Source organism: Streptomyces sp. Ag82_O1-12 (assembly GCF_900182715.1).
In the GTDB taxonomy this organism is placed as follows: Bacteria; Actinomycetota; Actinomycetes; order Streptomycetales; family Streptomycetaceae; genus Streptomyces; species Streptomyces massasporeus.
The window spans coordinates 5,441,212-5,467,180 of record NZ_FXUW01000001.1 but is presented as its reverse complement, the minus strand read 5'-3'; the positions used below and the strand labels follow the sequence as shown (position 1 = coordinate 5,467,180).

Sequence of the window (25,969 nt, the reverse complement as noted above, 5' to 3'; positions counted from 1 at the left end):
GGGGATATCGGTCGAGCGGGATCGGAACAGTGCTGACGAGCGGTGTCAGGGCTCACCCGACGGCCGTTCGGTTCTCGAGCTGCTTGCGGGGCGGGTTGTCGTGGACGGGTGGCATGGCCGAACAGAACACGCAGCGATCGCCGATGACGTCGATGCCGCACCAGTGGCACTGGCTGCGCCGGACGGAGGTGACCAGCTGGTAGAGGACGGACAGGTCGGGCAGGTAGCTGCAGAACTCGACGAGCTTGCCGGTGCCCCACCAGCCGGGCGACTCGGCCGGGAGCGGGGTCTCGCGCAGCCCCTGCACCTTCCAGGAGGGGGCGAGGGTGCCGGTGACCCAGTCGGACTGGAGCTGTCCCTTGGCGACCAGCATCCAGGTGCCGAACTCCGGGCCCGGGAGGGTCGCTTCGGGGGTGATCCTGACGAGCTGCGGCTCGGGGTGGGCGAGGACGCCGAACTGGCTGCCGGGCACCCAGGACTTGGCGTGCGACTTCAGGCCGACGGGGACGCGGTCGAGGCGGGCGACGGAGCTCAGCAGCGCGCCGGCGTGGATGTAGTGGACGAGCAGCCGGCCGGCGGAGGCGAGCACGCCGGGGCTGATGTCGCAGGAGGCGAGCTGCCGTAACTGCCGGGCCAGGACGGCCAGTCCGAGGGGCGGCAGGTCCGGCTGGAACAGGGCGATGCGGTCGCTCTCCATGAGGGAGCGCAGCGTGTGCAGCCGTCGCCGCACCGCGGTGGGCGCGGCCTGTGAGCAGACCACGATCACGTGCCCGTGGTGATCGACCAGGGCCTGCATCTCCGCCAGCACTTGCTCCAGGGGCCGTCGGTCGACGTCCCGCAGCACGACGGCGGGCAGGGTGCGTTCGTCCTGTGGCGGCAGCGCCATGTCGGCACTGGTCACGGCAATGGCAGTTGGCACGCGCAGCTCCCCGTTTCCCCATGCCCGTCGGAACGCCGGATGTCACTCCGGCGCACCGTGTCGACTTCACTGCGTGACTACCTCAGCACTGTATCCACGGCTCTGTGACCGGAGAACAGCGTTTGTGTAGCTGAGCAGCAACTGTCGTTGCACAAGATGCGTCAAAACGGGGCAGGTTGAGCATCTTGCCGGTCATCGCGGCGGGTTCGGGCGGCCCCGGGCGATGGGCCCAGCGGGCCCAGTGGTGACGGTGGGCCTTCGTTTGGGCCCTGAGGCCCACGCCTGACGCGGTGTCGCGAACCTACGCTCACCGTCCGAAAACACACGTGGGCCGGACGGGGAGGGGTGCCGTATGACGGACGGGGGCGGCATACGGACGTACGGGTGCAGACCGGTTTTCGACGACCGCGGGGCGACCGGCACCGAGTACCTCGGCATGATCGTCGTCAGCGCGGCGATCGTCCTGGCCGTTTCGGCCACCGGTGTCGGCCGGCTGGTCTACGACAGGATCGCCGCGCAGGTGTGCCGGGTGGCCGGCGGCGGCGACTGCGGGACGGGCGGGCCCGGGCCGGACAAGCCGCTCACCGACGCGGACTTCGAGCCGGCGCTGTGCCAGGTCTCCTCCGTCACCGACAAGGCGGGCTCCAAGGCGAAGATCTTCTTCTGGGAGATCGGCAAGGAGTACGGCTTCCAGGAGCAGCACCTGAAGGCGAAGACGGACGTCAACGGGGACGGCAAGGTCGACGACAACGACCAGTTGGTCTACCTGACGTTCACGGACGCCGCCTCGGTCGCCGCGAAGAAGGACTTCAAGCCCGGCATGAAGGTGGGCCGTTTCGGTGCCGACAAGGTGGAGCTGGGGCTCGGCATCAAGGTCACCAACGGCGACACCTGGGTGTTCCAGAGCCCGGCGGAGGCCGAGCGCTTCCGGGACGACGTGGAGAAGCTCCAGATGTACGAGATGCGGCGCACGATGCCCGGCGGCGCGGAGGCGAGCCTCGGCGACAGCATCGCCTATCTCTTCGGAAAGGGCCCCCTGAAGGACGAGGAGGACACCCAGAACCGGATCAAGGAGAACCTCGGCGACAACCGGAAGATCACCTACGGCAAGGTGGGCCTGGAGGCCTCGGCGTCGGCGGGCCTGAAGATCTCGGCGGGCGACGAGAAGAAGCTGAGCGCCGCGCTCGGCGGCACCTTCAAGTACTCCCCCGAGGTCACCTGGACCGACAACTCCTACAAGGACACCAAGTCGTACACGTACTCCTCGTCCATCGAGTACGGCTCCAAGGTGGGCTACGAGGCGGGTCCGCTCAGCGGTGAGTACGCGGCGAACACGACGCAGACGGGCACCATCACGGTCACCTACGACAAGAAGACCGGCAAGCTCGTCCGCGTCGACATGACCCGCACCGTGGAGAAGGGCGGCCAGAAGGACGGCGCCAAGGCGGGCGGCGACAACGGCAAGAAGGACGGTGACAAGCGGGGCGGCAGCGCCGGAGTGAAGGGCACCGACTCGCAGACCGGCATCGAGATCGTCAGCAACACCCTCACCTTCGACCCCGGCCCGGCCGGCGACCAGGACCGGGCGGTCGCCGAGCGCTGGCTGGACAGCAACAACGAGCAGGTCGCCACGCCCTTCCAGTACATGTTCGCCGACCACGCCCCGACGGCCCGGCCGGGCGCCGACGACCCCTTCGGGCAGCTGATGTTCGACGAGGGCAAGTCGAGCCGGATGACGTACACCGGCGAGGTGAACGCGGCCGAGTACGGCTTCGAGTTGAATCTGGGGCTGAGTCTGGGCATGACGATCAGCACGGAGAAGAAGGCGGAGACCCTGACCGACGCCCAGTTCCTGGGTGCGCCCCACGGAGACGGACGCTCCTATCTTCCCTACAGCTACTGTGCGAACTGACGAGACGGGAGCCCCTGCCGATGAAGACCCGCCGTGCCTGCCTGGCCGCCGCCCTGCTGACGACCGCGTTGGCCCTGACCGGCTGCGGGGACACCGACTCCGGCGCGGGCTCGGTGCCCGGGGGCTGGGGGACGCTGAAGACGAAGGGCGTCGACGTGTCGTACCCGAAGGGCTATGCGGAACAGAGCGCCGCCGAGCGCGGCACGCACAACGCGGCGGCGGCGGTGCGCACGGAGGGCGGGAAGAAGGTCTCCGTCATCACCGTGCAGCTCGCCTTCACCGAGGCGAACTCCGCCGAGCAGGCCGCGATCGCCGCCGAGGCGGGCATCCAGATGGGTGCGGACGTCAAGGGCCAGAAGGACGTGGAGCTGGCCGGCGCGGACGAGGCGAAGCGGATCGACTTCTCCTTCAAGGCGACCGGCGAGGACGGCGGACCGGCCAGGGGCACCCCGGTCGAAGGCGTGATCCTGGCCGGGCTGGACTCGAAGGACACCACGTTCGCGATCCGGATCGACGCCGAGCAGGGAGCCCTGCCGGACGGGGATCTGGCTCGGATCATCGACTCGGTCGAGGTGCACTAGCCGTGGAGGTGCCGGGCGCCGGATACGTCGTACTCACCCTGCTCGTCGCGCTGTTCGGCGCGCTGTCGTGGACGTACGCGCGGCGGCTGGCGACGGTGTCGCGGGTGCTGCGGCGCGGCGTCCGGGCCGAGGGCAGTTGCGTCCGGGTGGAGACGGAGCCGTACCAGCGCTCCGACGCCCGGCGGCACTTCTTCGCCTTCCGTACGGCCGACGGCGCGTGGGTCGAGTTCGAGGACCTGGCGGGCGCGTCGACGGCGGAGGGCAGCCCGGTCACCGTCACCTACGACCCCCGTGACCCGGAGGGCACGGCGACGGTGGCGGGCCGGGGCAGCTGGTCCCCGGTGCTCCAGTCGCTGGCCCTGGCCGCGGGCTGCGGCATGGCCGCGGCCGGTTTCGCGGTCCTGCTCGGCTTCGAGATCACCGGGGGCAACCGATGACGCTCGTGCGCTGCTGGGCCGTCGGCATCGTGGTGCTTGTCCTCACCGAGTACCTCCAGATGACCGTGATCCACGATCCGCTGGTCGGTCCGGAGGGCGTCGGTTCGTTCGGTGCCGCGCTGGCGCTGGTGCATCTGCCGAACCTGGTGTGTGTCGTGCTGGCCACCTGGGCGGCGGCGCGAGTGCATCCGGAGCCGTGGCGGGACATGCCGGTGCGGCACCTGATCGCGGCGTGCGCGGTTCCGGCGGCGGCGCAGGTGCTGCTGCTGGCCCTGCGGCCGAGCGTGCTGGACCTGGCGGGCGCGGCGTTCTGGATGTCGGCCGTGGTGCTGCTGGGGGGATGCGCGGTGGGACTGCTGCTCGACAGGTTGGTCTGGACCTCTTGACAGCCGCTTTGGTCTGGACCATTTTCTTGTCATGTCCCCACACAGACGATCCCTGCGTTTCTGGTCGGGTGCCGTCACGGCTGCCCTGGCCCTCACTGTCACGACCGTCGGCCAGGCCAGCGCCGCCGACGTCAACAACGCCAGGAACGCCGGCTTCGAGTCGGGCCTGAGCGACTGGACCTGCTCGGCGGGCAGCGGTACGACGGTCTCCTCCCCGGTGCGCACCGGCGCGACCGCGCTCCGGGCGACCCCGTCGGGGCAGGACAACGCCCGCTGCGCCCAGACGGTGCGGGTGAAGCCGAACTCGACGTACACGCTGGGCGCCTGGGTCCGGGGCGGGTACGCCTACCTCGGCGTCACCGGCACGGGCACGACGGACGCGTCCACCTGGACGCCCGACTCCTCGTCCTGGAAGCAGCTGTCGACTTCCTTCACCACGGGCTCCTCGACGACCTCGGTGACGGTGTACACGCACGGCTGGTACGGGCAGTCGGCGTACTACGCGGACGACGTGTCGGTGTTCGGCCCCGACGGCGGAGGGGGCACGGACCCGGGCCCGACGATCCCCTCCGCGCCGGGCGGCCTGAACGTCTCCGGTACGACGTCCTCGTCGGTGTCGCTGGCCTGGAACGCCGTCTCCGGCGCGACGGGTTACACCGTGTACCGCGACGGCACGAAGGTGACCGCGGTCTCCGGCACCTCGGCGACCGTGACCGGGCTCGCGGCCTCGACGTCGTACTCCTTCCAGGTCACGGCGACGAACGGGGCCGGTGAGTCGCCGAAGTCGGCGGCGGTGACGGGCACCACGAACAAGCCGAACGGCCCCGGCCCGGCGCTGCCCGAGCACGCGGTGACCGGCTACTGGCAGAACTTCGACAACGGCGCGACGGTCCAGAAACTCGCCGACGTCCAGGCGCAGTACGACATCATCGCGGTCGCCTTCGCGGACGCGACCTCGACGCCGGGCGCGGTGGCCTTCAACCTCGACTCGGCCGGTCTCGGCGGCTACACCGTCGACCAGTTCAAGGCCGACATCCGGGCCAAGCAGGCGGCCGGGAAGAAGGTCATCGTCTCGGTCGGCGGCGAGCGCGGCACGGTGGCGGTGAAGGACGCGGCGTCCGCGACGAACTTCGCGAACAGCGTGTACTCCGTGATGCGGACGTACGGCTTCGACGGCGTCGACATCGACCTGGAGAACGGCCTCGACGCGACCTACATGACGCAGGCGCTGCGGGCGCTCTCCGCGAAGGCGGGCTCGTCGCTGATCATCACGATGGCGCCACAGACCATCGACATGCAGTCGACGTCGAGCTCCTACTTCCAGACGGCCCTGAACATCAAGGACATCCTCACGGTCGTCAACATGCAGTACTACAACAGCGGTTCCATGCTGGGCTGCGACGGCAAGGTCTACAGCCAGGGCTCGGTGGACTTCCTCACGGCGCTGGCCTGCATCCAGCTGGAGGGCGGCCTGGCCCCGTCCCAGGTCGGGCTCGGCCTGCCCGCCTCCACCCGGGGCGCGGGCAGCGGCTACGTCTCACCGGCCGTGGTGAACAACGCCCTGGACTGCCTGGCCAAGGGCACGGGCTGCGGATCCTTCAAGCCGCCCCGGACCTACCCCGGCCTGCGCGGCGCGATGACCTGGTCGACCAACTGGGACGCGACGGCCGGCAACGCGTGGTCCAACGCGGTGGGCCCGCATGTGCACGGGCTGCCGTAGCGGCGGCCCCTATCCCACCGGGCGGTAGTGGCCGAGGACCCAGGCCAGCTGCGGGAACCACTCCTGGAGCCGCGTCCTGGGCCTGGCCTCCACGACGCACTCGTAGAACCTGCCGTCCATGTGGACCACGGCGACCATCAGCGCCTTGCCGTCCGGGCTCGCCCGGTAGTGGACGCCGCGGATCTCCGGCCAGCGGAACTCGACCGTGAGGCCGGAGGTCTCGAAGGCCACGCCGGACGCGTCGACGACGACCGCGTTGCGCTTGTCGACGGCAAGGAAGTCGGGGCCTGCCGCCATCGGCTGCTGCTGCTGCTGCTGCTGCTGGGGAGCCTGGGCGTACGGCTGTGCGGGCGCGTACGGAGACGGTGCGGGTGCCTGCGGGGGCGGCGCCGGCGCGTACTGCGGCGGGGGCGGGCCGAAGCCCGGGCCGGGTGGCGGCTGCTGGGTCATCCGGCCATTCTCCCGCCTCAGAAGAAGTCGCCCCACGGCTGGTCCCAGATCTGCTTCACGCACAGGATCAGGAACAACAGGCCGGCGATGGCGAGCATGGCGTTGCTCAGGTGCCCGTTGCGCCATTCGCGGGGCGTGCGGGAGGAGTTGAGGAGCCAGATCAGGGTGGCTGCCAGGAAGGGCAGGAACGCCGCGCCCAGGACGCCGTAGATGATGATCAGGCGGAAGGGCTGGCCCTCGAAGAGCAGGATCATCGGCGGGAAGGTCAGCCAGAGCAGGTAGGCGCGGAACGGCCAGGAGCGTTCGCGGGTCCCGGAGGCGACTTCCTCGCCCTTGGCCTGGCCCGTCCCCGACAGGCGGGCCACGAAGTCGGCGAACATCAGGCTCACGCCGTGCCAGACGCCGATCAGCGAGGTGAAGGACGTGGCGAAGAAGCCGATCAGGAAGAACTTCGCCGTGGCCGAGCCGTACTCCTTCTCCAGGATGTCGCCCAGCTGGATCAGGCCCTTGTCGCCGCTCGCGATGGCGATGTTCGCCGAGTGGAGCAATTCCGCGCCGACGAACAGCATGGCGATGACGAAGATGCCGGTCGTGGCGTAGGCGACGCGGTTGTCCAGCCGCATGACCTTCATCCAGCTCGTGTCGGTCCAGCCCTTGGCGTTGACCCAGTAGCCGTACGCGGCGAGGGTGATCGTGCCGCCGACACCGCCGATCAGGCCCAGCGTGTTGAGGATCGAGTCCTTCTCGTCCGGCAGCACCGGCAAGAGGCCGGCGAAGGCGTCGGCGATGTTGGGCGTGACCCGGATCGCCAGGTACACCGTCACCACGAACATGACGCCCACCAGGATCGTCATGACCTTCTCGAACACCGCGTACTTGTTGAACCAGACGAAGACCAGACCGACCAGACCGCAGGCGATGCCCCACCACTTGAGGCCCATCACGTCCGGGAACAGGGCCTGCAAGGGCAGCGCGCTCGACGACATGGCCGCGGCGCCGTAGACGAAGCCCCACACCACGACGTAGACCGCGAAGAACCAGGTGGTCCAGCGGCCGAGGCTCGCCCAGCCGTCGAACAGGGTGCGGCCCGTGGACAGATGCCAGCGGCCCGCCGCCTCGGCCAGGGAGATCTTCACCAGGCAGCCGATGATCGCGGCCCACAGGAGGGTGTAGCCGAAGTTGCTGCCCGCGATCAGCGTGGCGACGAGGTCACCGGCGCCGACACCGGTCGCCGCGACGACGATGCCCGGACCGATGTGTTTCCAACTCGCCTTCCGCGGTCGGGGTTGCTGCGTACCCGTGTGCTCCGTGGTGTCGGCCATACAGATCAAGAAACCGTAAAGACCGGGACCCGACAAGAGGGCCGGAGCGGAATCGTCCTGGGAGCGCGGGGTTGTGTCGATGTGCGGCTCCGCCGCGTGGGCGCGACCAGCCCCCACCGGACCCGCGGACGGGAACGGCCCCCCGGCGGCCGGGCGAGCCGCCGGGATGGCCGCACCCAGCGGAGCGTCACGGCTGTCGCCGACCGCAGCCGTTCGATCCGCAGGTGCCGAGCTCGAACCACACGGTCTTGCCCGGCCCGTCCCGGTGGCAGCCCCAGCGCTGGGCGAGCGCGTCCACCAGGAACAGTCCGCGGCCGCTCTCCCCGGTGCCCGCGTCCAGCACCCGCGGCACGCGGCGTTCGGCGTCGGCGACCTCGCAGCGCAGCAGGCCGTGCGCGGCGAAGAGGGTGAGACGGAAGCGGGTCCCGGCATGCACCACGGCGTTGGTGGCCAGTTCGCCGACGAGCAGTTCGGCCACGTCCGCGACCTCACCGTCCTCGCCGAGCCCCCATCCCTCCAACTGCCTGCGGACCTCCGCGCGTGCCTCGCGGACGGCGGAGGGCCGCGGTGCGTACTCGACACTCAGATGGCCTGCTCCCAGAGGTGGTTGCGGGAACGGGCCGTAGTGGGCGTCGGGGTCCGGGAGGTGCCGCCCGGAGAGTTGCAGCATGGGTCCAGGGTGATCCCCGGGGGTGGTCCGGCACAGGGGGAGGACTACCCGATCCCCTACCTGCTTGTGCAGGTAGGGGGCTATGCGTACTGGAGACGGACCGTCGCTCCCCCGGCGTCGTCGCGGATGTCCACGTACGCGCAGACCTGACGCGCGTACCACAGCCCCGGGCCCGGGTCCGGGCCGTCGGCCGGCGGGACGAAACCGGCGAGCGGATCGTCGAGCCGGCGTGCCGAGCGCAGTTCGGCGACGCAGGCGGGTGCCTCGCCCCACAGCAGGAGTTCACCGCCGAGGGGCGCGAGGGCCGCCGCGGTCTCCGTCACGGCGGCGGCGAACAACTCGGCGTCCGCGGCGGGCAGTCCCCGCCCCACCACCCAGCTCTGCACGGTCGCGGCGTGCGGCTCCGCGAGGGACAGCGCACCGGCCGGGGGCAACGGCAGGGGCACGGCGTCGAGTTCGGCGGCGAGCCGCAGCGGGTCCTCGTAGACCTCCGTGTCGGGGTGGGTGCGGCGGGCCGCGGCGACGACGGCGGGCCCGGCGGTGCGGGTGTCGTACGCGCACAGGGCGGTCGTGGCCATGGGTGCGAAGAGGAGGTTGGCGAGTGCCTCGTAACGGATCCACTCCGTGGTCTCGCGAGCCGAGCGGCCGGCGCGCCCGCTCCACACCGGCTCCATGACGAGGTGGAGCCGGCCGCCGGGGCCGGCGTGCGCGGCGAGGTACGCGGCGGCCTGGGCGACGGCGTTGGCGGCGGAGCCGGTGTACCAGTCGGTGTGCGGGACGCAGGTGACGTCCTTCGCGTCGGAGCCGAGGGCGTCGCGCAGGAGGTCCAGGTTGTGCGGGGCGGCGATGGCCACCGGCGGCGGCTCGCCGGAGGCGCCGAGGCCTTCGCCGAGGAAGGGCAGGGCGGCGGTCACGAAGCCGTCGTCGGAGTCGAAGACGGCCATGCGGTGGTCGAACGGGCTGGGTTCTCCGGTGGTCACGTGATCCCCTCGGGTGGGTGGGGTGGGGGGCGGGAGTGCGGGCGGGTCAGCGCTGTGCCGTCATCCAGGCGGCGATCTGGCTGCGGTTGCTGAAGCCGAGCTTGCTGAGGATGCGTTCCACATGGCCTTCGGCGGTGCGGCGGGCGATCACCAGACGGTCCGCGATCTGCTGGTTGGCCAGCCCTTCGGCGACGAGCCGGGCGACCTCGGTCTCGCGGCGGGTCAGACGGACCGTGGTGTCGTCGCGCGGCGGCGGGGCGGCGCCGGCCTCAGCGGGGTGGGGGCGGCCCGGCTCCTGGAGGGCGTGGCCGACGAGTTCCGCGAGAGGGAGCGCGTGGCCCCGCCGGTGGGCCCGCGCGAACGCTTCGCGTCCGAGGGCCGGGGCCACTCGCTCCTCGCTGTCCCGGCGTACGGAGTTGAGGGTGTGGGAGCCCCAGCGGCCGGTGTCGATGTCGGCCCAGACGCGGTCGGCGCCGCCCAGCAGCACGGCGGCGTGCTCGTGGGCGCCGCGTTCGGCGGCGATCGACGCGAGCAGGTCGAGGGTAAGAGCGATGCCGATGACGTCGTGGACGGCGAGTTTCAGCCGCAGGGCCTCGCGGCCGTGGCGTTCGGCCCGGGGCCAGTCGCGGCGCACGGAGTGCGCGAGGGCGAGTATGCGCAGCACATAGGACCTGACCCATTGCTCGCCGTGCCGCTCGCACAGCCCGAGGGCCTGTTCGCAGACCTCGACGGCCCGCTCGGCCTCGCCCAGGAAGCCCAGCGCGCAGGCGAGTTCGACCTGGTCGAGGCCGACGAGGCTGAGGTGCTGGCCGGGTACGGGGCCGCGGGCGACGGTGGTCTCGAAGTGCCGCAGCGCTCCGGGCAGGTCGTCGCCGAACAGCCGGATGACCCCGATGACGTACTCGGCGTGGGCGGCCTCGGCGGCGTCGCCGAGAGCACGGGCGAGGGCGAGGGCCTCGGTGGCGTGGCGGCGGCCCCGGGGGAAGTCCCGGGTGGCGGCGGCCAGCAGCCCGGCGACCCACAGGCCGCGGGCCCGTTCCCGGGTCGGTTCGGGGGCGGCGGCCAGGGCCCGGTCGAGCCAGTACAGGCCCTCCCGGGAGGCGCCGCAGGCGTGCCAGTAGAACCAGAGCGTGCCGGCGAGGCGCAATCCCGCGAGGGTCTCGCCGGGGGCGGAGAGACTGAAGTCGAGGGCGGCGCGCAGGTTGTCCCGGTCGGCGCGCAACCGGGCGACGGTCTCCGGCTGCCCGGGCCCGAACCAGCCGCGCTCGCACTCCTCGGCCCGCCGCAGCATCCAGTCGCACTGCCGCCGCCAGGCGGCCTCCTCCTCCCCCGCGACCCGCCTCAACTGCTCCAGCCCGTACTGCCGCAGGGTGTCGAGCAGCCGGTACCGCACCCCGCCGGGCCCGGGCTCCCGACACAGCACGGACTTGTCCACGAGCCCGGCGACGGCTTCCAGGACATCGTCGGTGCGCAGGCCCGGGGGTGGGAGCAGGGTGATGGTGACCCCGGCAGGTGCCGCCGCGGGGTGACCGCGTGAGCCGGACCTGTCGGCGGGCCGGACGCGCACGCCGAAGCCGCCCCATGGCCGGACGGGTGTACCGGGGCCGTCCGTGGGCTGGGCGGGCGTACCGGGGCCGTCCGTGGGCTGGGCGGGCGTACCGGGGCCGTCCGTGGGCTGGGCGGGCAGGGCGGCCGGGTCCGGATGGGGGTGCGGGTCCGGATGGGGGTGCGGAACGAGATACCCCCCGTCTTCCGGGGGCCGGGCGACCGACTCCGGCGTCGCGTCCGCGCACACCGCCTCCGCCGTCTCCAGGTCGAAGCTGCCCGCCAGGACCGACAGCCGGGCCCACACCGTCTGTTCGGGGAGTGTGCACAGGTCGTGGCTCCAGGCGACCGCCGCCCGCAGGGTCTGGTGGCGGGGCAGGGCCGCGGGGCTGCCGGTGGTGAGGAAGCGGTAGCGGTCGTCGAGGCGGTCGAGCAGCTGGTCGACGTCGAGGACGCGCATGCGGACGGCGGCGAGTTCGATGGCGAGGGGCAGACCGTCCAGGCGGTGGCACAGGCGGGCGACGGAGGCGCGGTTGGCGGGGGTGAGGCGGAAGCCGGGCACGACGGCCGCGGCCCGGTCGGCGAAGAGCGTGAGGGCCGGGTAGCCGTCGGCGACGGACAGGTCGGCGTCCGGGTCGGGCACCGGCAGCGGCCGTACCTCCAGCAGGTGCTCCTCGGTGAGTCCGAGCCGGTGCCGGCTGGTGGCGAGGATCCGGACGCCCTCGGTGCCGTGCAGCAGGGCCGCGGCGAGCCGGGCGCACGCACCCGCCAGGTGCTCGCAGTTGTCGACGACGAGGAGCAGCCGCCTCTCCCGTACCTGCTCGACGAGGGCGTCAAGGGCCGGCTGGGCAGAACGGTCGTGGAGGCCCAGCGCGTCGGCGGCGGCGAGCGGGACGAGGGCCGGATCGTGCAGTCCGGACAGGTGCACGAAGCGCACGCCGTCCGGGAAGGCCCGCCGCACACGGGCCGCGATGCGCGCGGCGAGCCGGGTCTTGCCGACGCCGCCCGGTCCGGTCAGCGTCACCAGCCGTGCGCGGGCCAGCAGTTCGCGGCCCTGGGTCAGTTCGCCACGCCGGTCGACGAAGCTGGTCGTCTCGGCCGGCAGGTGGTGGTCCCGCCGTGGCGCTGATCCGCCCATGATCAGCCAGTCCTCTGAAGGGGTGGGGGTCCGGGGATCCGGACACTCCGGCTCCCCTTGCGCGGACCCTCACCCTCCCCCGTTGCGTACATATATGCACGCCAGGGCCACCCCTGTGGGTGTACTTCCGGCGGGACCCCTCGACCGCGGCACCGCGCGCGTACACTGCGCGGCCACTTTCAGTCTTGACCTGCTCATGCCATTAGCAGAACGATATGCGCCACCCGCACCACGTACGTCGCACGGAACAACCCCACCTCCCACAAGGAGATTTCATGCGACTTCGCATACGAGGCTCCGGTGCCCGCACCGGCAGACGCACCGCCGCCCTCGCCGGCCTCCTCGCCCTCGCCCTCGCGGCGCCCCTGTCCGCGACGTCGAGCGACGCCACCGCCGACAGCGCCCGCAAAGCGGCCGCCTCGGCCGACGACGTCCGGCAGTACGAGGTCCATCTGCGCTCGACGGCCAAGAACCGCACGGCACTTCAGCGCACGGGCGTGACCGTCGACGAGGTCCACGGCCACGGTGTCGTGGTCTCCGGCCGCGCGGACCAGATCAAGAAGCTGCGCACGCTGGGCTACGAGGTCACCCGGCTGGGCGCGGTCCCCGACCGCTCCGCAGGCGTGGACGACGTCCGGCTCTTCGACTTCCCCTCGGGCGACTCGAAGTACCACAACTACGCGGAGATGACGAGCGAGATCAACTCGATCGTCTCGGCCAACCCGTCCATCGCGAGCCAGCGCGTGATCGGCACGTCGTACCAGGGCCGGAACATCACCGCCATCAAGATCAGTGACAACGTCGGTACCGACGAGTCCGAGCCGGAGGTGCTGTTCACGCACCACCAGCACGCCCGCGAGCATCTGACCGTCGAGATGGCGCTCTACCTGCTGCGCGAGCTGACCTCCGGCTACGGTTCCGACTCGCGCGTCACCGGCATGGTGAACAACCGCGAGATCTGGATCGTCCCGGACCTCAACCCGGACGGCGGCGAGTACGACATCGCCACCGGCTCCTACCGCTCCTGGCGCAAGAACCGGCAGCCCAACTCCGGTTCGTCGTACGTCGGTACGGACCTCAACCGCAACTGGAACTACCGCTGGGGCTGCTGCGGCGGCTCCTCGGGCTCGACGTCGTCAGAGACGTACCGCGGGGCCTCCGCCGAGTCCGCGCCCGAGGTGAAGGTCGTCTCCGACTTCGTGCGCAGCCGGGTCGTCGGCGGCACGCAGCAGATCAAGGCGGGGGTCGACTTCCACACGTACAGCGAGCTGGTGCTGTGGCCGTTCGGCTACACGTACTCCGACACGACGACCGGGATGACCGCGGACGACAACGCCGCGTTCAAGGCGGTCGGGCGGAAGATGGCCGCGAGCAACGGGTACACGGCGGAGCAGTCCAGCGACCTGTACATCACCGACGGGTCGATCGACGACTACCTCTGGGGGACGTACAAGATCTTCTCGTACACCTTCGAGATGTATCCGCGGTCCGGGGGCGGGGGGTTCTACCCGCCCGACGAGGTGATCGAGCGGGAGACCGCCCGTAACCGCGACGCGGTGCTGCAACTGCTGGAGAACGCGGACTGTATGTACCGGTCGATCGGCAAGGAGAGCCAGTACTGCGGTTAGTCCGCGTCCGCCTCTGTCTCTACCTCGGTCTCGCTCGCCGTCTCCGTCTCGAAGTAGGCGTCCAGGACCGCGTCCAGCTGCTCGTCCCACTCCTTGAAGTGGCTCCTGGCCGGCGCCTCGATCTCGATCGGGTACCAGCGCCGGTCGGGGGTGTGGACGGTGACGGTGTACCGCTTGCCGAAGCGGGCCGTCTCCGTCTCCACCGCGCCGATCTCGTCCCAGCGGAACTCGCAGTCCTGGTCGTCCAGGGACAGGCGGACGCCTCTGTGGTCGGCGACCATCCTGGCGCGGCGGTCGGACGCCTCGAAGACGGGACCGTCGCTCTCGGTGTCCTCCTCCTGCTCGGAGGGGGGCACCTTCGCCGCCTCCGCCGCCTCTTCCGGCTCGGCGGCGGCCGTGTCGGCCTCCTCGGCGTCCGCGGCGTCCGCGGCGTCCGCGACCTCAGGCTCCTTCTCCGGCCCGTCCTCCTCCGTCCGTTGGGACGCGGGTGACGTGAGCCCGGGGATGAAGGCCGGGTCGAATCCGGCACCTTCCAGGGGCTGGCTGCTCGAACCTATGCGCTGCTCCACAGGGGAGGAGTATGGTCGAGAATCCTGTGCGGCACACAGTCGACCCCGACTTCGTTATCAGACGCCTACACGAAGAGGCTCAATACCGCCGCCACCGCGAACCCCGCCACGGACAGCACACTTTCCAGCACCGTCCAGGTCTTGAGGGTGTCCCGCTCGCTGATGCCGAAGTACTTGGCGACCATCCAGAAGCCCCCGTCGTTGACGTGCGAGGCGAAAATGGAGCCGGCCGAGATGGCCATGATGACCAGGGCGACGAAGGCCTGGGAGTGGTCGCCCTCGGACAGCAGCGGGGCCACGATGCCCGCCGTCGTCACGATCGCCACCGTCGCCGAGCCCTGGGCCACGCGCAGGACCACGGAGATCAGGTAGGAGAGGACGAGCACCGGCAGGCCCACGTCGTTGAAGGTGTCCGAGAGGGCCTGGGCGACGCCGCTGGCCTTGAGGACGGCGCCGAAGACGCCGCCCGCGCCGACCACCAGCAGGATGTTGCCGACCGGCTTGAGGGACGCGGTGGACACCGTCTCCAGGGACTTGCGGGACCAGCCGCGGCGGATGCCGAGCAGGTAGTACGCGAGGAACAAGGCGATCGTCAGCGCCACGAAGGGGCTGCCGAAGAACTCGATCACCGAGCGGAGGGTGGAGGGTTCCAGGGCGATCGAGGAGAAGGTCGCCGCGAGGATGAGGACCAGGGGGGTGCCGATGATGCCGAGGACCGTGCCGAGGGAGACCGGCCGCTCGCTGGGCGCGACCCCGGCGGCCCGCTGCTCGTCGACGACGGCCTGCTTGGCCTCCTCAGCCGCCTCGACCATGTCCTGCGGCACGGGGACGAAGATGCGGCGGCCGACCCACGCCGCGTACCCCCAGGCGGCCACCACGGCCGGCAGGCCGCAGACGATGCCCATGAGGACGACCCAGCCGAGGTCGACGTTCAGCAGACCGGCCGCGGCGACCGGGCCGGGGTGCGGTGGCAGGAACGCGTGGGTGACCGACAGGCCCGCGAGCAGCGGCAGGCAGTAGAGCAGGATCGACTTGCCGGACCGCTTGGCGGCGGCGTAGACGATCGGGGCCAGGACGAAGATGCCGACGTCGAAGAAGACGGGGATGCCGAAGATCAGGCCCGTGAGGCCCATGGCGAGCGGGGCGCGCTTCTCACCGAACAGACCGAGCAGGCGCCTGGCCAACACCTCGGCGCCGCCGCTGACTTCGAGGATCGCGCCGAGCATCGTGCCCAGGCCGATGATGATCGCGACATGGCCGAGGATGCCGCCCATGCCGGACTCGATGGTGGAGACGGCGTCCGACTTCTGCACCGTGCCGAAGAGTTCGGTGACCGACAGGCCGGCGGCGAGGCCGACGGCTATGGAGACCGCGAGCAGGGCGACGAACGGCTGGAGTCTCATCCTGATGATGAGGAACAGCAGCAGCACGATGCCGAGCGCGGCGGTGAGCAGGAGTCCGGCCGTGCCGTCGACGAGGAGGAGCAGTCCTCCCGTGTGGGGTGGGGTCTCGGCAGGGGCGGACGCGGCGAGCGGACGGGACATTCGGGGGTCCTCTACGTAAAGGCATGCGGTTTCGGGGTAGGGGGGAGCGCGGCGCGGCGCATCGGTGGCGCCGCGCCTCGGTAAGGCGGGGTGGGGGTGGGGTCAGCCGAGGACGGCCAGGGCGTCGATCTCGACGAGGAGACCCGCGGGGAGCCCGACGTAGACGGTCGTGCGCGCGGCGGGCGGCTGGGTCAGGCCCTGCTCCTCGAAGTACGCGTCGTAGATCGCGTTGAACTCGGGGAAATGGGCAACGTCCGTCAGGTAGACGCGGATCATCATCGCGTCGTCCCAGGAGGCGCCGCCCTCCTCCAGGATGGCCTTGACGTTGGCCAGGGTCTGGAGGGTCTGCTCGCGCAGGGTCGGCCCGGCGGGCGTGGGCGCCTTGCCCTCCTCGGCGGGCAGGAAGCCGACCTGGCCGGCGACCTGGAGGATGTTGCCCTTCTTCACGCCGTGCGAGAACTTCGCCGGCGGGGTGGTGTGGGTCTTGGGGGTGAGTGCGATCTTGTCCGTCATACGGTGCCCTTCACTGGTGTTCTGCCGGAGTACTCCCCGCTGATGGCGTCCGCCGTACGGCGGACCAGCGGCAGGAGGGTGAGGAGTTCGTCGGCGGTGACGACGACGTTCGGCGCGGAGACCGACATCGCGGCGACGACCCGGCCGTCGGCGCCGCGGATGGGCGCCGCGACGCAGTTGATGGACTCCTCGTGGCCGCCGAGGTCGGTGGCCCAGCCCTGTTCGCGCACCTTCTCCAGCTCCCGCAGGAAAGCGCCGGCGTTGGGTGTCGAACGGGACGTGTAGGTGGGGTAGTCGAGCTTCTCGGCGATCCCGCGCCGCTCATGCTCGGGCAGGTCGGCGAGCAGCAGCTTCGCGACCGCGGCGACGGTGATGGCGACGGGCTTGCCGATGCGGGAGTACATCCGCACCGGGTAGCGGCTCTCGACCTTGTCGATGTAGAGGACCTCGTTCTCCTCGTACACGGCGAGGTGCACGGTGTGGCCGCAGTTCTCGTTGAGGCGGACCAGGTGGGGATGGGCGATCTCGCGGACGTCGAGGTTCTCCATCGCCTCCTGGGCGAGCGCGAAGAGGCGGGCGCCGAGGCGGTAGCGCTGGTCGGACTGGCGGTAGACCAGCCCGTGCTCGTGCAGGGTGCGCAGCAGCCGCAGGGCCGTGGACTTGTGCACGTCGAGGCGGTCGGCGACCTGCCCCAGGTCGGCGGGGCCCTCGGCGAGCAGCGGCAGGATGCTCAGCGCGCGGTCGACGGTCTGGCTCATGGCGTTCGTACCTCCTCGGCGGCCCGCTGTGTCTCATCGGTCCAGCCCGGGCCGAGTCGCAGTCTCCCCCATGCCGCGTCGTCCAGGGCGACGAGCCGGTCGGCGTGCTCCCGCGCGGGCGGTGCGGCGAGGTCGCCGGGCACGGTGAGCGCGGCGGCGGCCATGAGGTGCCCGTGCCGCAGCCGGTCCCGTACGGGCAGTGCGCGCAGGGTTGCGGAGAGGAACCCGGCGGCGAAGGCGTCGCCCGCGCCGACCTCGGCGACGACGTCCACGCGCGGGGCGCGCACAAGGGTGGCCGTGCCGTTCGCGTCCTCCGCGTCGCCGGGGTCCTTGTCGAGGGCGACGGCGCCGCCCGAACCCATCTTGACGACCACGAGAGCGGGTTCGGGCAGCGCGTCCCGGACGGCGGACGCGCCGTGCAGTCCCCAGGCGTCGAGGGCCTCGTCGGAGCCGACGAAGACGAGGTCGGCGCGGCGGGCGAGGTCCAGCAGGACCCGGGGCCCGTCGGGGTCGGACCACAGGCCCGGCCGGTAGTTGATGTCGAAGGAGACGAGCGGCCGCCGCGGGCCCGGCTCGGTCAGTTCCCACAGCAGGTCCAGGCAGCTGCCGGAGAGCGCCGCGGTGATCCCCGACAGGTGCAGCACCCGCGCGGCCCGGGCGGCCGTCAGGTCCACGGTGCCGGCGGACATCGCCGAGGCGGCCGATCCGGCCCGGTAGTAGGCCACCTCGTGGGCGTCGGTGGCCCGGTCCCCCGCCGTGCGGAAGTAGATGCCGGTCGGCCGCGCCGGGTCGCGCCGCACGGACGCGACGTCGACGCCGTAGGAGCCGATCTCCTCGACGAGGTGGTCGCCGAAGCCGTCGGCGCCGACCGCGCTGACCCACCGCGCGGAGTGCCCCGCCGCCGACAGCACGCACGCCACGTTGGACTCGGCCCCGCCGATGCCCCGCTCGAACGACGGCACGTCGGCGAGGCGGCCCGGGCGGGACGGCAGGAACGTGACCATGGACTCGCCGAGCGCGACGACGTCCACGACGTCGGGGGCGTTGCAGGGTCCGGTGGGGGTCACGATGCTCGTAGCTCCTCGTCGAGGCGTCGGGTGTCGGGGTGGCGGTGCGGCCGGTGGCGGTTTCATTGACCGGGGGTGGCCGAGATGTTAGACAGCGTTCAGCGACATGCGCAATGAAGGTTGCAGAGGTTGCAACACCGCAGATCAGGGAGGCTCCATGACGGCTGACACTGCCCAGTCCCTCGCCCGGCTCGCCGCCGAGCGCGTCGATCACCGCTTCAAGGGCCTCCCGCCGGACGCCGACGGGCTGACCGTCGCCGAGCTGGCCGGTCAGCGCCGCAATCTCTTCACCGGCGGCTTCGCCACGCCCGTGCTCGCGCTGTCCGCCGAGCGCCTGGAGCACAACCTGAAGCTCATGGAGACGTACGCGGCCCGGCACGGCCTGGCCTTCGCGCCGCACGGCAAGACCTCCATGGCGCCGCAGCTGTTCCAGCGGCAGATCGAGCACGGGGCGTGGGGCATCACGCTGGCCGTCCCGCACCAGGTGCGGGTGGCGCGGGCGTTCGGGACCCGGCGCGTGTTCCTGGCGAACGAGCTGGTCGACGCGGCGGCCCTGCGCTGGATCGCGGCCGAGCTGGACGCCGACCCGGACTTCGAACTGATCTGTTACGTCGACTCCGTGCGCGGCGTCGAGCTGATGGACGCCGCGCTGCGGGACGCCGACGCCACCCGCCCGGTGGACGTCGTCGTCGAGCTCGCCGCCGGTGAGGGCGCCCGCACCGGCGTCCGTACCGAGACCGAGTGCGCGGCGGTCGCCGACGCGGTGGCGGGCACGCGGACGCTGCGGCTGGTCGGCGTCGCGGGCTACGAGGGCGAGGTGCCGAAGGCCGACACCGAGCGCGTGACGGCGTGGCTGCGGCGGCTGGTCGCGCTCGCCGCCGACTTCGACAAGGCCGGGCGGTTCGCCGGGCTGGAGGAGATCGTGGTCAGCGCGGGCGGCAGCGCCTGGTTCGACGCGGTCGCCGAGGTCTTCGCGGAGATTCCCGAACTGTCCCTGCCCGTGCTGAAGTTGCTGCGCTCGGGCGCGTACGTCTCGCACGACGACGGCCACTACCGCAAGCTGACCCCGTTCAACCGGGTCCCCGAGGAGGGCGCCCTGGAGCCGGCGTTCCGCCTGTGGACGCAGGTGGTGTCGCGGCCGTCGGCCGAGCAGGCCTTCGTCAACGCGGGCAAGCGGGACGCGGCCTACGACCTCGACCTGCCCTTCGCCCAGGTGATCCGCCGGGGCGGCGCCGAGCGCCCGGCGACGGGCGTGTCGGTGACGGCTCTGTCGGACCAGCACGCCTGGCTCGCCACCACGCCGGAGGCGGATCTGGAGGTCGGCGACTGGGTGGGGCTCGGGCTGTCCCACCCGTGCACCTCGTTCGACAAGTGGCAGCTGATCCCGGTCGCGGAGGCGGACGGCACGGTCGTCGACTACGTCCGCACGTTCTTCTAGGAGGCCGGGCGCGATGGAAGAGCTGGTCATCCGGGACGCCGACGTCGTCGACGGCTCCGGCGCGGACGCGTACCGGGCCGATGTCGTGGTCGACGGCGGCCGGATCACATCGATCGTCAAGGAGGCCGCGGCGGCAGGATGCCAGCGGCCGAAGGCACGCCGGGAGCTGGACGCCGAGGGACTCGTCCTGTCCCCCGGCTTCGTCGACATGCACGCGCACAGCGACCTGGCGCTGCTGCGCGACCCCGACCACAGCGCCAAGGCCGCGCAGGGCGTCACGCTGGAGGTCATCGGCCAGGACGGCCTGTCGTACGCGCCGGTCGACGACCGCACGCTGGGCGAGGTGCGGCGGGCGATCGCCGGGTGGAACGGCCCGGGTGACGACATCGACTTCGACTGGCGCACGGTCGGCGAGTACCTGGACCGGCTGGACCGCGGGATCGCCGTGAACGCGGCCTATCTGATCCCGCAGGGCACGGTCCGGGCGCTCGTCGTCGGCTGGGAGGACCGCGAGGCGAGCCCGGACGAGCTGGACCGGATGCGCCGGCTGGTCGCGGAGGGCCTGGAGCAGGGCGCGGTCGGCATGTCCTCGGGGCTGACGTACACGCCGGGCATGTACGCGCGAGGCGCCGAACTGACCGAGCTGTGCCGGGTGGTGGCGTCGTACGGCGGCTACTACTGCCCGCACCATCGCTCCTACGGCGCCGGGGCGCTCCAGGCCTACGAGGAGATGGTGGCGCTGACCCGGGAGGCGGGCTGCTCCCTGCATCTCGCCCACGCCACCATGAACTTCGGCGTGAACAGGGGCCGCGCCCCGGAACTGCTGGCCCTGCTGGACGAGGCGCTGGCGGCCGGATCCGACATCAGCCTCGACACCTACCCGTACACCCCGGGCTGTACGACGCTGGCGGCCGTGCTGCCGAGCTGGGCGAGCGAGGGCGGCCCGGAGGAGACCCTCAGGCGGTTGGCCGACGAGGAGACGGCGGAGCGCGTCCGTCACCATCTGGAGGTCACCGGCTCGGACGGCTGCCACGGCGTGCCCGTCGAGTGGGACACGATCGAGATCTCGGGCGTGGGCGATCCGGTCCTGGCCGATTTCGTCGGCCGGACGGTCCAGGAGTCGGCGGACCGGCGGCGCGAGGCGCCCTGGGTGACCGCGCGCGGGCTGCTGCTGGCCGACCGGCTGGCCCCGACGATCCTCCAGCACGTCGGGCACGAGGAGAACGTCCGGGCGATCATGCGCCACCGGGTGCACACCGGCGGCTCGGACGGCATCCTCCAGGGCGCCAAGCCGCACCCGCGCGCCTACGGCACGTTCCCGCACTACCTCGGGCACTACGTACGGGAGTTGGGGGTGCTGTCACTGGAGGAGTGCGTCGCGCACCTCACCTCGCGCCCGGCCGCGCGGCTCCGGCTGCCCGACCGGGGTCTGGTCCGCGAGGGCTACCGGGCCGACCTGGTGCTCTTCGACCCGGCGACGGTCGCGGCGGGCTCCACCTTCGCGGAGCCGCGCACGCTCCCGACGGGCATTCCGCACGTCCTGGTCGACGGCCGGTTCGTGATCGAGGACGGCCGGCGCACGGACGCGCTGGCGGGCCGGGCGGTCCGCAGGACTCCTCCCGCGTGACCGCCCGGCCGGCACCCTGCCTTACGGCTTGGGCAGGGTGCAGCCGCTCGCGCTCAGGTCGAGCTTGTTGTCGATCCCGAAGCAGGCGGGGATCCCGTAGGTCTCCTGGGCGTAGTTGATGCCCTTGCGGACGGTCACCTTGCCGTTCGCGTCGACCTCGCACGGGTTGTTCACCGTGCAGCGCTCACCGTCCTCGTTGCCGGTGTTGTTGATGGCGACGACCTTGTTGGTGGCCTGGTCGACGACGGGCGAACCGGACGTGCCGCCGATGGTGTTGCAGGCGGAGGTGTAACGGACCGAGTCCTTCCAGGTCCAGTCGCCCTCCTTCAGGGTGGGGACGAATCCGTCGACGTTGCAGCTGTAGATCCGCTTCCAGTAGCCGGAGGGGATGCCGATGGCGGTGCCTGCGACCGGGTGGCTGTCGTTCAGCGTCAGCGGGTTGATGTTGTACGAGCTCTTGATCTGCGCGTACGTGGTGGTGAGCTGGTACAGCGCGACGTCCGTGTCGGTCATCGTGCCGTAGGCGAGCTTGGCGGCGCGCAGGGTCGCGACGCGCGAGCCGGAGGCGTTGAGCAGGCTGAAGGTGCGGCTGGACGCCTTGTCGACGAGGACCTCGCCGGGGCCGGGGAAGCCGGACTCCAGGCAGTGGCCGTTGGTCATCACGAGCGCCGGGTCGTCGGCCTCGGAGTCCGGCATGCGGACGACGGAGCCGGAGCAGTTGCTGAGCGCGACGGTGCCGGCGAAGTTCACGGCCTTGGCCTTCGGGCTGCCGAGCCCGGACAGCGTCTGCTCCACGGACGTGACCACACCCGAGACGGCGGATGTGACCTTGCCCGTGTCCGCGGCCTTGCCGACGCCCGTGGGGGCGGCATCGGCAGCGGTCGCGGGGGCCGCGCCGGCCCCGGCTATCGCCAGGGCGCAGAACGCGGCGGCGAGAGGTTTTCTCATGGGGGGTCCCCTCTTGCGACGGAGGCGACCGGAAATCTTCCGGCCGCCCGCACTGTTGTCATGTGCATTGTGATCGTCGCAAGGGGGCGGCACAAGAACCTGTTCCACAACCGGAATCCCGGCGTCCTGAACGACCCTACTCAACCGCCCTCACGGGCAGGTCACTTGGGTCCCTTGGCGCCGCCGGGACCACGCCGGGTTTCCCGTCGGACCTGCCGGGGGGGCGAAGCGGTGGGGGTGGGGGTGGGGCTTGGGCGGCCCGCCGGGACAGTGATCGTGCCGCCGCCCCATGCGGGATGCTCCCGGCGGCCGCCGGGACCGTCGGGCCGTACACGTCCTGCCATCCACGTGCCGCCGCCGGATCCGCGTAGGCGTCGTACGCCGGAGGGGCGGCCTCCCGCGGCAGGTCGTTCGGCGGGTCCCGCGGCTCGCCGCCCGTCCCTCCCTCGGCGTAATCGAATAGCTGGGACATCGCGGCGCATTCCAGGGACCGAAGGCGCTGGTGGGGCAGCGTGCGGCGATATCGCCCCAAATCCCCGCGTCTCACGTGGCGGAAAACACGACCCGAGAGGCATTACCGGGCCGTAAGCTCCCAGACATGCAGGTGATCCAGTCGACCAAGCTCGCCAATGTCTGTTACGAGATCCGGGGCCCGGTTCTCGAGGAGGCGATGCGCCTGGAAGCAGCAGGGCACCGCATCCTCAAGCTGAACACCGGCAACCCGGCCGCGTTCGGCTTCGAGTGCCCGCCGGAGATCCTGGAGGACGTCCTCCGCAACGTGTCGTCGGCGCACGGCTACGGCGACGCCAAGGGCCTGCTGGCCGCGCGCCGGGCCGTCGTGATGCACAACCAGACCCTCGGCATCGAGACGGACGTCGAGCACGTCTTCATCGGCAACGGCGTCTCCGAGTTGATCGTGATGGCGATGCAGGGCCTGCTGGACGACGGCGACGAGGTCCTGGTCCCCGCGCCCGACTACCCGCTGTGGACCGCCGCCGTCTCCCTGTCCGGCGGCACCGCGGTGCACTACCGCTGCGACGAGCAGGCCGACTGGATGCCGGACCTCGCCGACATCGAGCGCAAGGTCACCGACCGCACCAAGGCGCTCGTGATCATCAACCCCAACAACCCGACGGGGGCCGTCTACGACGAGGCGATGATCAAGGGCCTGACCGACATCGCCCGCCGGCACAACCTGCTCGTCTGCTCCGACGAGATCTACGACAAGATCCTCTACGACGGCGCCACGCACACCCCGACCGCCTCCATCGCCCCGGACCTGCTCACCCTCACCTTCAACGGCATGTCGAAGGCCTACCGGGTGGCCGGCTACCGGGTCGGCTGGATGTCGATCTCCGGGCCGCGCGCCCACGCCGACTCCTACATCGAGGGCCTGACGATCCTGGCGAACATGCGCCTGTGCGCGAACATGCCGGGGCAGCACGGGGTCGTCGCGGCACTCAGCGGGCGCCAGACGATCAACGACCTGGTGCTGCCGGGCGGGCGGCTGCGCGAGCAGCGGGACACGGCGTACGAGCTGCTGACCCAGATCCCCGGGGTGTCCTGCGTGAAGCCCAAGGGTGCGCTGTACCTCTTCCCGCGCCTCGACCCCAAGGTCTTCAAGATCAAGGACGACCGCCGCATGGTCCTGGACCTGCTCCGGCGCGAGAAGATCATGGTCGTCCAGGGCACCGGCTTCAACTGGCCGGAGCCGGATCACTTCCGGGTGGTGACCCTGCCGACGGTCGGCGACCTGACCGACGCGATGGGGCGGATCGGGCACTTCCTGGACGGCTACAGCCAGCCCTGACCGCGCACCCCCGACTCGCCCCCGACTGCCTGCTCACGCTTCGTGTGCAGGCAGTCCTGTTTTGTGAGCAAGTCAACTTTAGACGAAATCTAAGCTAGGATGGTTTCCTGTAAGAATTCAGGAGGCCTTCCCATGTACGAACCGATCCGCACCAACTCGGTCCACAGCACGGTGGACGGCCCCAACCCCGACTTTCCGCACCGCTCCCGTGAGGAAGAGCTGGACATCCAGCTCGCGGGCCATCTCGCCGCCCTGCTCGCCGTCACGGACGAGCTGCGTGCCGCGCAGGCCTCGGCCGATCTGGACACGGCCGCGGAGCGGCTCGCGGAGCAGGTGAGCAGGCTGCGCGGCGGGCGCACTCCGGTGCGCGCCCCGATGAGCGACCGCCGTGATCGCGGCACCGCGGCCCTGCACCGGCGGGCACACGCCCTGGCGGGCCGCGCGCTGGTCGTCGCCGCCTCCCGCGCCGACACGGCGGCGGCGATCCTGGCCGCCGAGCGGATGGACGCCCACACGGCGGCCCTGGAGCCGCGCGCCCTGGCGTCCCACTGAGCCCTGCGGGGCTCCCCCTGACGGCCCCGGTCCGCGCGCACCCGCAGCGACGCGCGGACCGGGCGCCACACATCCCTCGTTTGACGGCCCTCCCCGGAACCGCGCGGCATGCCGGGATGTCAGGAACCGTGGTACAGCCGTTGCAGGTCGACGAGGACCACCTCACCCCGACTCTCGGCCGCCCGCAATTCCGGGTCGAAGCCGGCGCCGCCGTAGCAGGCGGGTCTGGCGTGACGGATGTCGACGCCCTTTGCCTCCAGCAACTGCAGGATGCGACGCAGGCGTTGCAGGTGCCCGAGATGCATGACCTTGTGCCATTTCACCTCTCCCACGGACAGCAGGATGCCCTGATCCTGGCCGATGGCTCCGTGTACCACGACGTCGGCCTCAAGTGAGCTCCGGTTCACCGGGTCGGCCACGGTCCCGGAGGCGACCTGGATCGGCATGCCCCCAAACGTCGCGGGATCCGCGTGCCACTCGACCCACTCACGGCACAAGCGCTCGAAGTGCGGACCGACGACCTTGCTGAGGAACGTGGACCTGCTGTGTTCCCACATCCTGGCTGGACCTCGGCGGCGACTCAGCAGAGCCGTCTCGGGGCGGACGACGGCATGGTGAAAGGTGATCAGCGGCTCGGCGACGTGATAGGTCGTCCGGTTGGTGCGGAAGGCGTCGGGCTCGGCGGTGAGCAGGCCGCAGCTTTTCAGGACGGACAGCGGCAGCGAGATGTCCGTGGCCTTGCGGCCCACCGCGCTCGCGATGCCACCGCTGGTGCGGTTGCCGCCCGCCACCGCGGCCAGGACCGAGTGGTACAGCGACCGGTTGCGCAGGTCCGGTTCGGCGGCCAGCAGGTAAGGCGCCTCGCCGTGGATGGGACGGGCCGGGTTGAGTACGGTCCGGCAGACCCAGGCGTCGAAGTCGTCGGGCCCGTCCGGCACGTCGTCGTCGACGAACTCCCGTCGGTACGCCGGGGTACCGCCGACGATCGCGTGGACGAGCACTGCCAGCCGCGGGTCCCGGATGCCCCAGAACTCGGCGGCCTCGCGGAAGCCGAGGGAGTGAACCTCGAGATCGAGGCCCGCCCGGCCGTAGAGCGGGGAAGCCCCGGAGAGGAGCCCGCCCATGAAGGACATCGCGCTGCCGCACAGCAGGATCCGGGGCCTCTCCTTGCGGTTGCGTTCGGAGCGCACCCCGATGGCGGCCTGCAACTGGGAAGGGAGGGCTGGGGCGTTCCGTACCAGGTAGGGAAACTCATCGATCACCACGGGCAGCGGTCTGTCTCAGGGGCACGCCGCGCCCAGTTGTGTGCTTCTTATGACAGCTTGTGTGTCTCCGGTGACCAGTGTGATCACCGGTTCTGACTGTCTGTCTGTCTTCCGTGGGGAAGCTGATGCATTCACGTGCGGGAAGCACGTCACTTTGGCGTGCCCGAAGAACACACTTTGCCGCGGACGT

23 protein-coding genes are annotated in these 25,969 nt (G+C 71.2%); 10 read left to right on the top strand and 13 right to left on the bottom strand.

Going from position 1 to position 25,969, the window contains the following annotated elements; all coding sequences use genetic code 11:
- Positions 1–52: 52 nt before the first annotated feature.
- Positions 53–886 carry a hypothetical protein gene (locus tag QOL88_RS25215; RefSeq protein WP_097223176.1) on the bottom strand — a complete coding sequence of 278 codons (834 nt, stop codon included), beginning with the start codon at positions 884–886 and terminating at the stop codon, positions 53–55.
- Between the two features lie 385 nt (positions 887–1,271).
- Between QOL88_RS25215 and QOL88_RS25210 the strand changes: the two genes are divergently transcribed.
- From QOL88_RS25210 to QOL88_RS25190, 5 genes are read left to right on the top strand one after another with little or no spacing between them, the layout of a single operon-like run.
- Complete coding sequence (locus tag QOL88_RS25210) at positions 1,272–2,831, top strand: hypothetical protein (RefSeq protein ID WP_097219827.1); 1,560 nt, start codon at positions 1,272–1,274, stop codon at positions 2,829–2,831.
- A gap of 20 nt (positions 2,832–2,851) precedes the next feature.
- Positions 2,852–3,412, top strand: a complete 561-nt coding sequence (locus QOL88_RS25205) for a hypothetical protein (protein WP_097219825.1) — start codon at positions 2,852–2,854, stop codon at positions 3,410–3,412.
- 2 nt (positions 3,413–3,414) lie between these two features.
- A complete protein-coding gene (locus QOL88_RS25200) occupies positions 3,415–3,849 on the top strand; it encodes a DUF3592 domain-containing protein (RefSeq protein ID WP_097219823.1) in 435 nt (144 codons plus the stop codon).
- Entirely contained in the window at positions 3,846–4,235 is a 390-nt protein-coding gene (locus QOL88_RS25195) for a hypothetical protein (protein ID WP_179878954.1), read from the top strand. Before QOL88_RS25200 ends, QOL88_RS25195 begins: the two co-directional genes overlap by 4 nt.
- 31 nt (positions 4,236–4,266) lie before the next feature.
- The gene (locus QOL88_RS25190) at positions 4,267–5,955 is read left to right on the top strand and encodes a chitinase (protein WP_097219819.1); all 1,689 of its coding nucleotides are present in this window, start codon (positions 4,267–4,269) and stop codon (positions 5,953–5,955) included.
- A gap of 9 nt (positions 5,956–5,964) precedes the next feature.
- Here QOL88_RS25190 and QOL88_RS25185 read toward each other — a convergent pair whose 3' ends face one another.
- From QOL88_RS25185 to QOL88_RS25165, 5 genes are all read right to left on the bottom strand, one after another.
- Positions 5,965–6,405, bottom strand: a complete 441-nt coding sequence (locus QOL88_RS25185) for a hypothetical protein (protein WP_097219817.1) — start codon at positions 6,403–6,405, stop codon at positions 5,965–5,967.
- 17 nt (positions 6,406–6,422) lie between these two features.
- Positions 6,423–7,727, bottom strand: a complete 1,305-nt coding sequence (locus QOL88_RS25180; RefSeq protein WP_097219815.1) for an Nramp family divalent metal transporter — start codon at positions 7,725–7,727, stop codon at positions 6,423–6,425.
- Between the two features lie 187 nt (positions 7,728–7,914).
- Positions 7,915–8,397, bottom strand: coding sequence for an ATP-binding protein (locus tag QOL88_RS25175; RefSeq protein WP_097219812.1), 483 nt, complete (start codon positions 8,395–8,397; stop codon positions 7,915–7,917).
- 80 nt (positions 8,398–8,477) lie between these two features.
- Positions 8,478–9,377 carry an anti-sigma factor RsbA family regulatory protein gene (locus tag QOL88_RS25170; protein WP_097219809.1) on the bottom strand — a complete coding sequence of 300 codons (900 nt, stop codon included), beginning with the start codon at positions 9,375–9,377 and terminating at the stop codon, positions 8,478–8,480.
- Between the two features lie 46 nt (positions 9,378–9,423).
- Positions 9,424–12,060, bottom strand: a complete 2,637-nt coding sequence (locus tag QOL88_RS25165; RefSeq protein ID WP_097219806.1) for an ATP-binding protein — start codon at positions 12,058–12,060, stop codon at positions 9,424–9,426.
- A 275-nt stretch (positions 12,061–12,335) separates the two neighbouring features.
- Between QOL88_RS25165 and QOL88_RS25160 the strand changes: the two genes are divergently transcribed.
- The gene (locus QOL88_RS25160) at positions 12,336–13,688 is read left to right on the top strand and encodes a M14 family metallopeptidase (protein ID WP_097219804.1); all 1,353 of its coding nucleotides are present in this window, start codon (positions 12,336–12,338) and stop codon (positions 13,686–13,688) included.
- Here the strand turns inward: QOL88_RS25160 and QOL88_RS25155 are convergent.
- The 5 genes from QOL88_RS25155 to QOL88_RS25135 form a co-directional block, all read right to left on the bottom strand.
- A complete protein-coding gene (locus QOL88_RS25155) occupies positions 13,685–14,257 on the bottom strand; it encodes a hypothetical protein (RefSeq protein WP_097219800.1) in 573 nt (190 codons plus the stop codon). The two genes, QOL88_RS25160 and QOL88_RS25155, sit on opposite strands and share 4 nt — an antisense overlap.
- A 65-nt stretch (positions 14,258–14,322) precedes the next feature.
- Positions 14,323–15,801, bottom strand: coding sequence for a GntP family permease (locus tag QOL88_RS25150; RefSeq protein WP_097219797.1), 1,479 nt, complete (start codon positions 15,799–15,801; stop codon positions 14,323–14,325).
- 102 nt (positions 15,802–15,903) lie between these two features.
- Positions 15,904–16,314, bottom strand: a complete 411-nt coding sequence (locus QOL88_RS25145) for a RidA family protein (RefSeq protein ID WP_097219794.1) — start codon at positions 16,312–16,314, stop codon at positions 15,904–15,906.
- Positions 16,311–17,072, bottom strand: a complete 762-nt coding sequence (locus QOL88_RS25140) for an IclR family transcriptional regulator (protein ID WP_097219791.1) — start codon at positions 17,070–17,072, stop codon at positions 16,311–16,313. The genes QOL88_RS25145 and QOL88_RS25140 overlap by 4 nt, the downstream gene beginning before the upstream one ends.
- Positions 17,069–18,139: a sugar kinase gene (locus tag QOL88_RS25135; RefSeq protein WP_257027890.1), complete on the bottom strand. Its 1,071-nt coding sequence runs from the start codon at positions 18,137–18,139 to the stop codon at positions 17,069–17,071. Before QOL88_RS25135 ends, QOL88_RS25140 begins: the two co-directional genes overlap by 4 nt.
- Before the next feature lie 157 nt (positions 18,140–18,296).
- Here QOL88_RS25135 and QOL88_RS25130 point away from each other — a divergent pair, with 157 nt between their 5' ends.
- Both QOL88_RS25130 and QOL88_RS25125 read left to right on the top strand, forming a co-directional pair.
- Positions 18,297–19,577, top strand: a complete 1,281-nt coding sequence (locus QOL88_RS25130; RefSeq protein ID WP_097219785.1) for an amino acid deaminase — start codon at positions 18,297–18,299, stop codon at positions 19,575–19,577.
- A gap of 13 nt (positions 19,578–19,590) precedes the next feature.
- Positions 19,591–21,204 carry an N-acyl-D-amino-acid deacylase family protein gene (locus QOL88_RS25125; protein ID WP_097219783.1) on the top strand — a complete coding sequence of 538 codons (1,614 nt, stop codon included), beginning with the start codon at positions 19,591–19,593 and terminating at the stop codon, positions 21,202–21,204.
- Between the two features lie 21 nt (positions 21,205–21,225).
- Here QOL88_RS25125 and QOL88_RS25120 read toward each other — a convergent pair whose 3' ends face one another.
- Positions 21,226–22,152 carry a S1 family peptidase gene (locus QOL88_RS25120; RefSeq protein WP_097219781.1) on the bottom strand — a complete coding sequence of 309 codons (927 nt, stop codon included), beginning with the start codon at positions 22,150–22,152 and terminating at the stop codon, positions 21,226–21,228.
- 598 nt (positions 22,153–22,750) lie between these two features.
- On the opposite strand from QOL88_RS25120, the gene QOL88_RS25115 reads away from it, so the two are divergent.
- Together QOL88_RS25115 and QOL88_RS25110 are read left to right on the top strand one after the other, a co-directional pair.
- The gene (locus QOL88_RS25115) at positions 22,751–23,962 is read left to right on the top strand and encodes a pyridoxal phosphate-dependent aminotransferase (RefSeq protein WP_097219778.1); all 1,212 of its coding nucleotides are present in this window, start codon (positions 22,751–22,753) and stop codon (positions 23,960–23,962) included.
- A 132-nt stretch (positions 23,963–24,094) separates the two neighbouring features.
- Positions 24,095–24,514, top strand: coding sequence for an SCO4983 family protein (locus tag QOL88_RS25110; protein ID WP_097219775.1), 420 nt, complete (start codon positions 24,095–24,097; stop codon positions 24,512–24,514).
- Positions 24,515–24,633: 119 nt separating this feature from the next.
- Here the strand turns inward: QOL88_RS25110 and QOL88_RS25105 are convergent, their stop codons facing one another.
- Positions 24,634–25,779: an AAA family ATPase gene (locus tag QOL88_RS25105; RefSeq protein WP_179878953.1), complete on the bottom strand. Its 1,146-nt coding sequence runs from the start codon at positions 25,777–25,779 to the stop codon at positions 24,634–24,636.
- Positions 25,780–25,969: the final 190 nt, after the last annotated feature.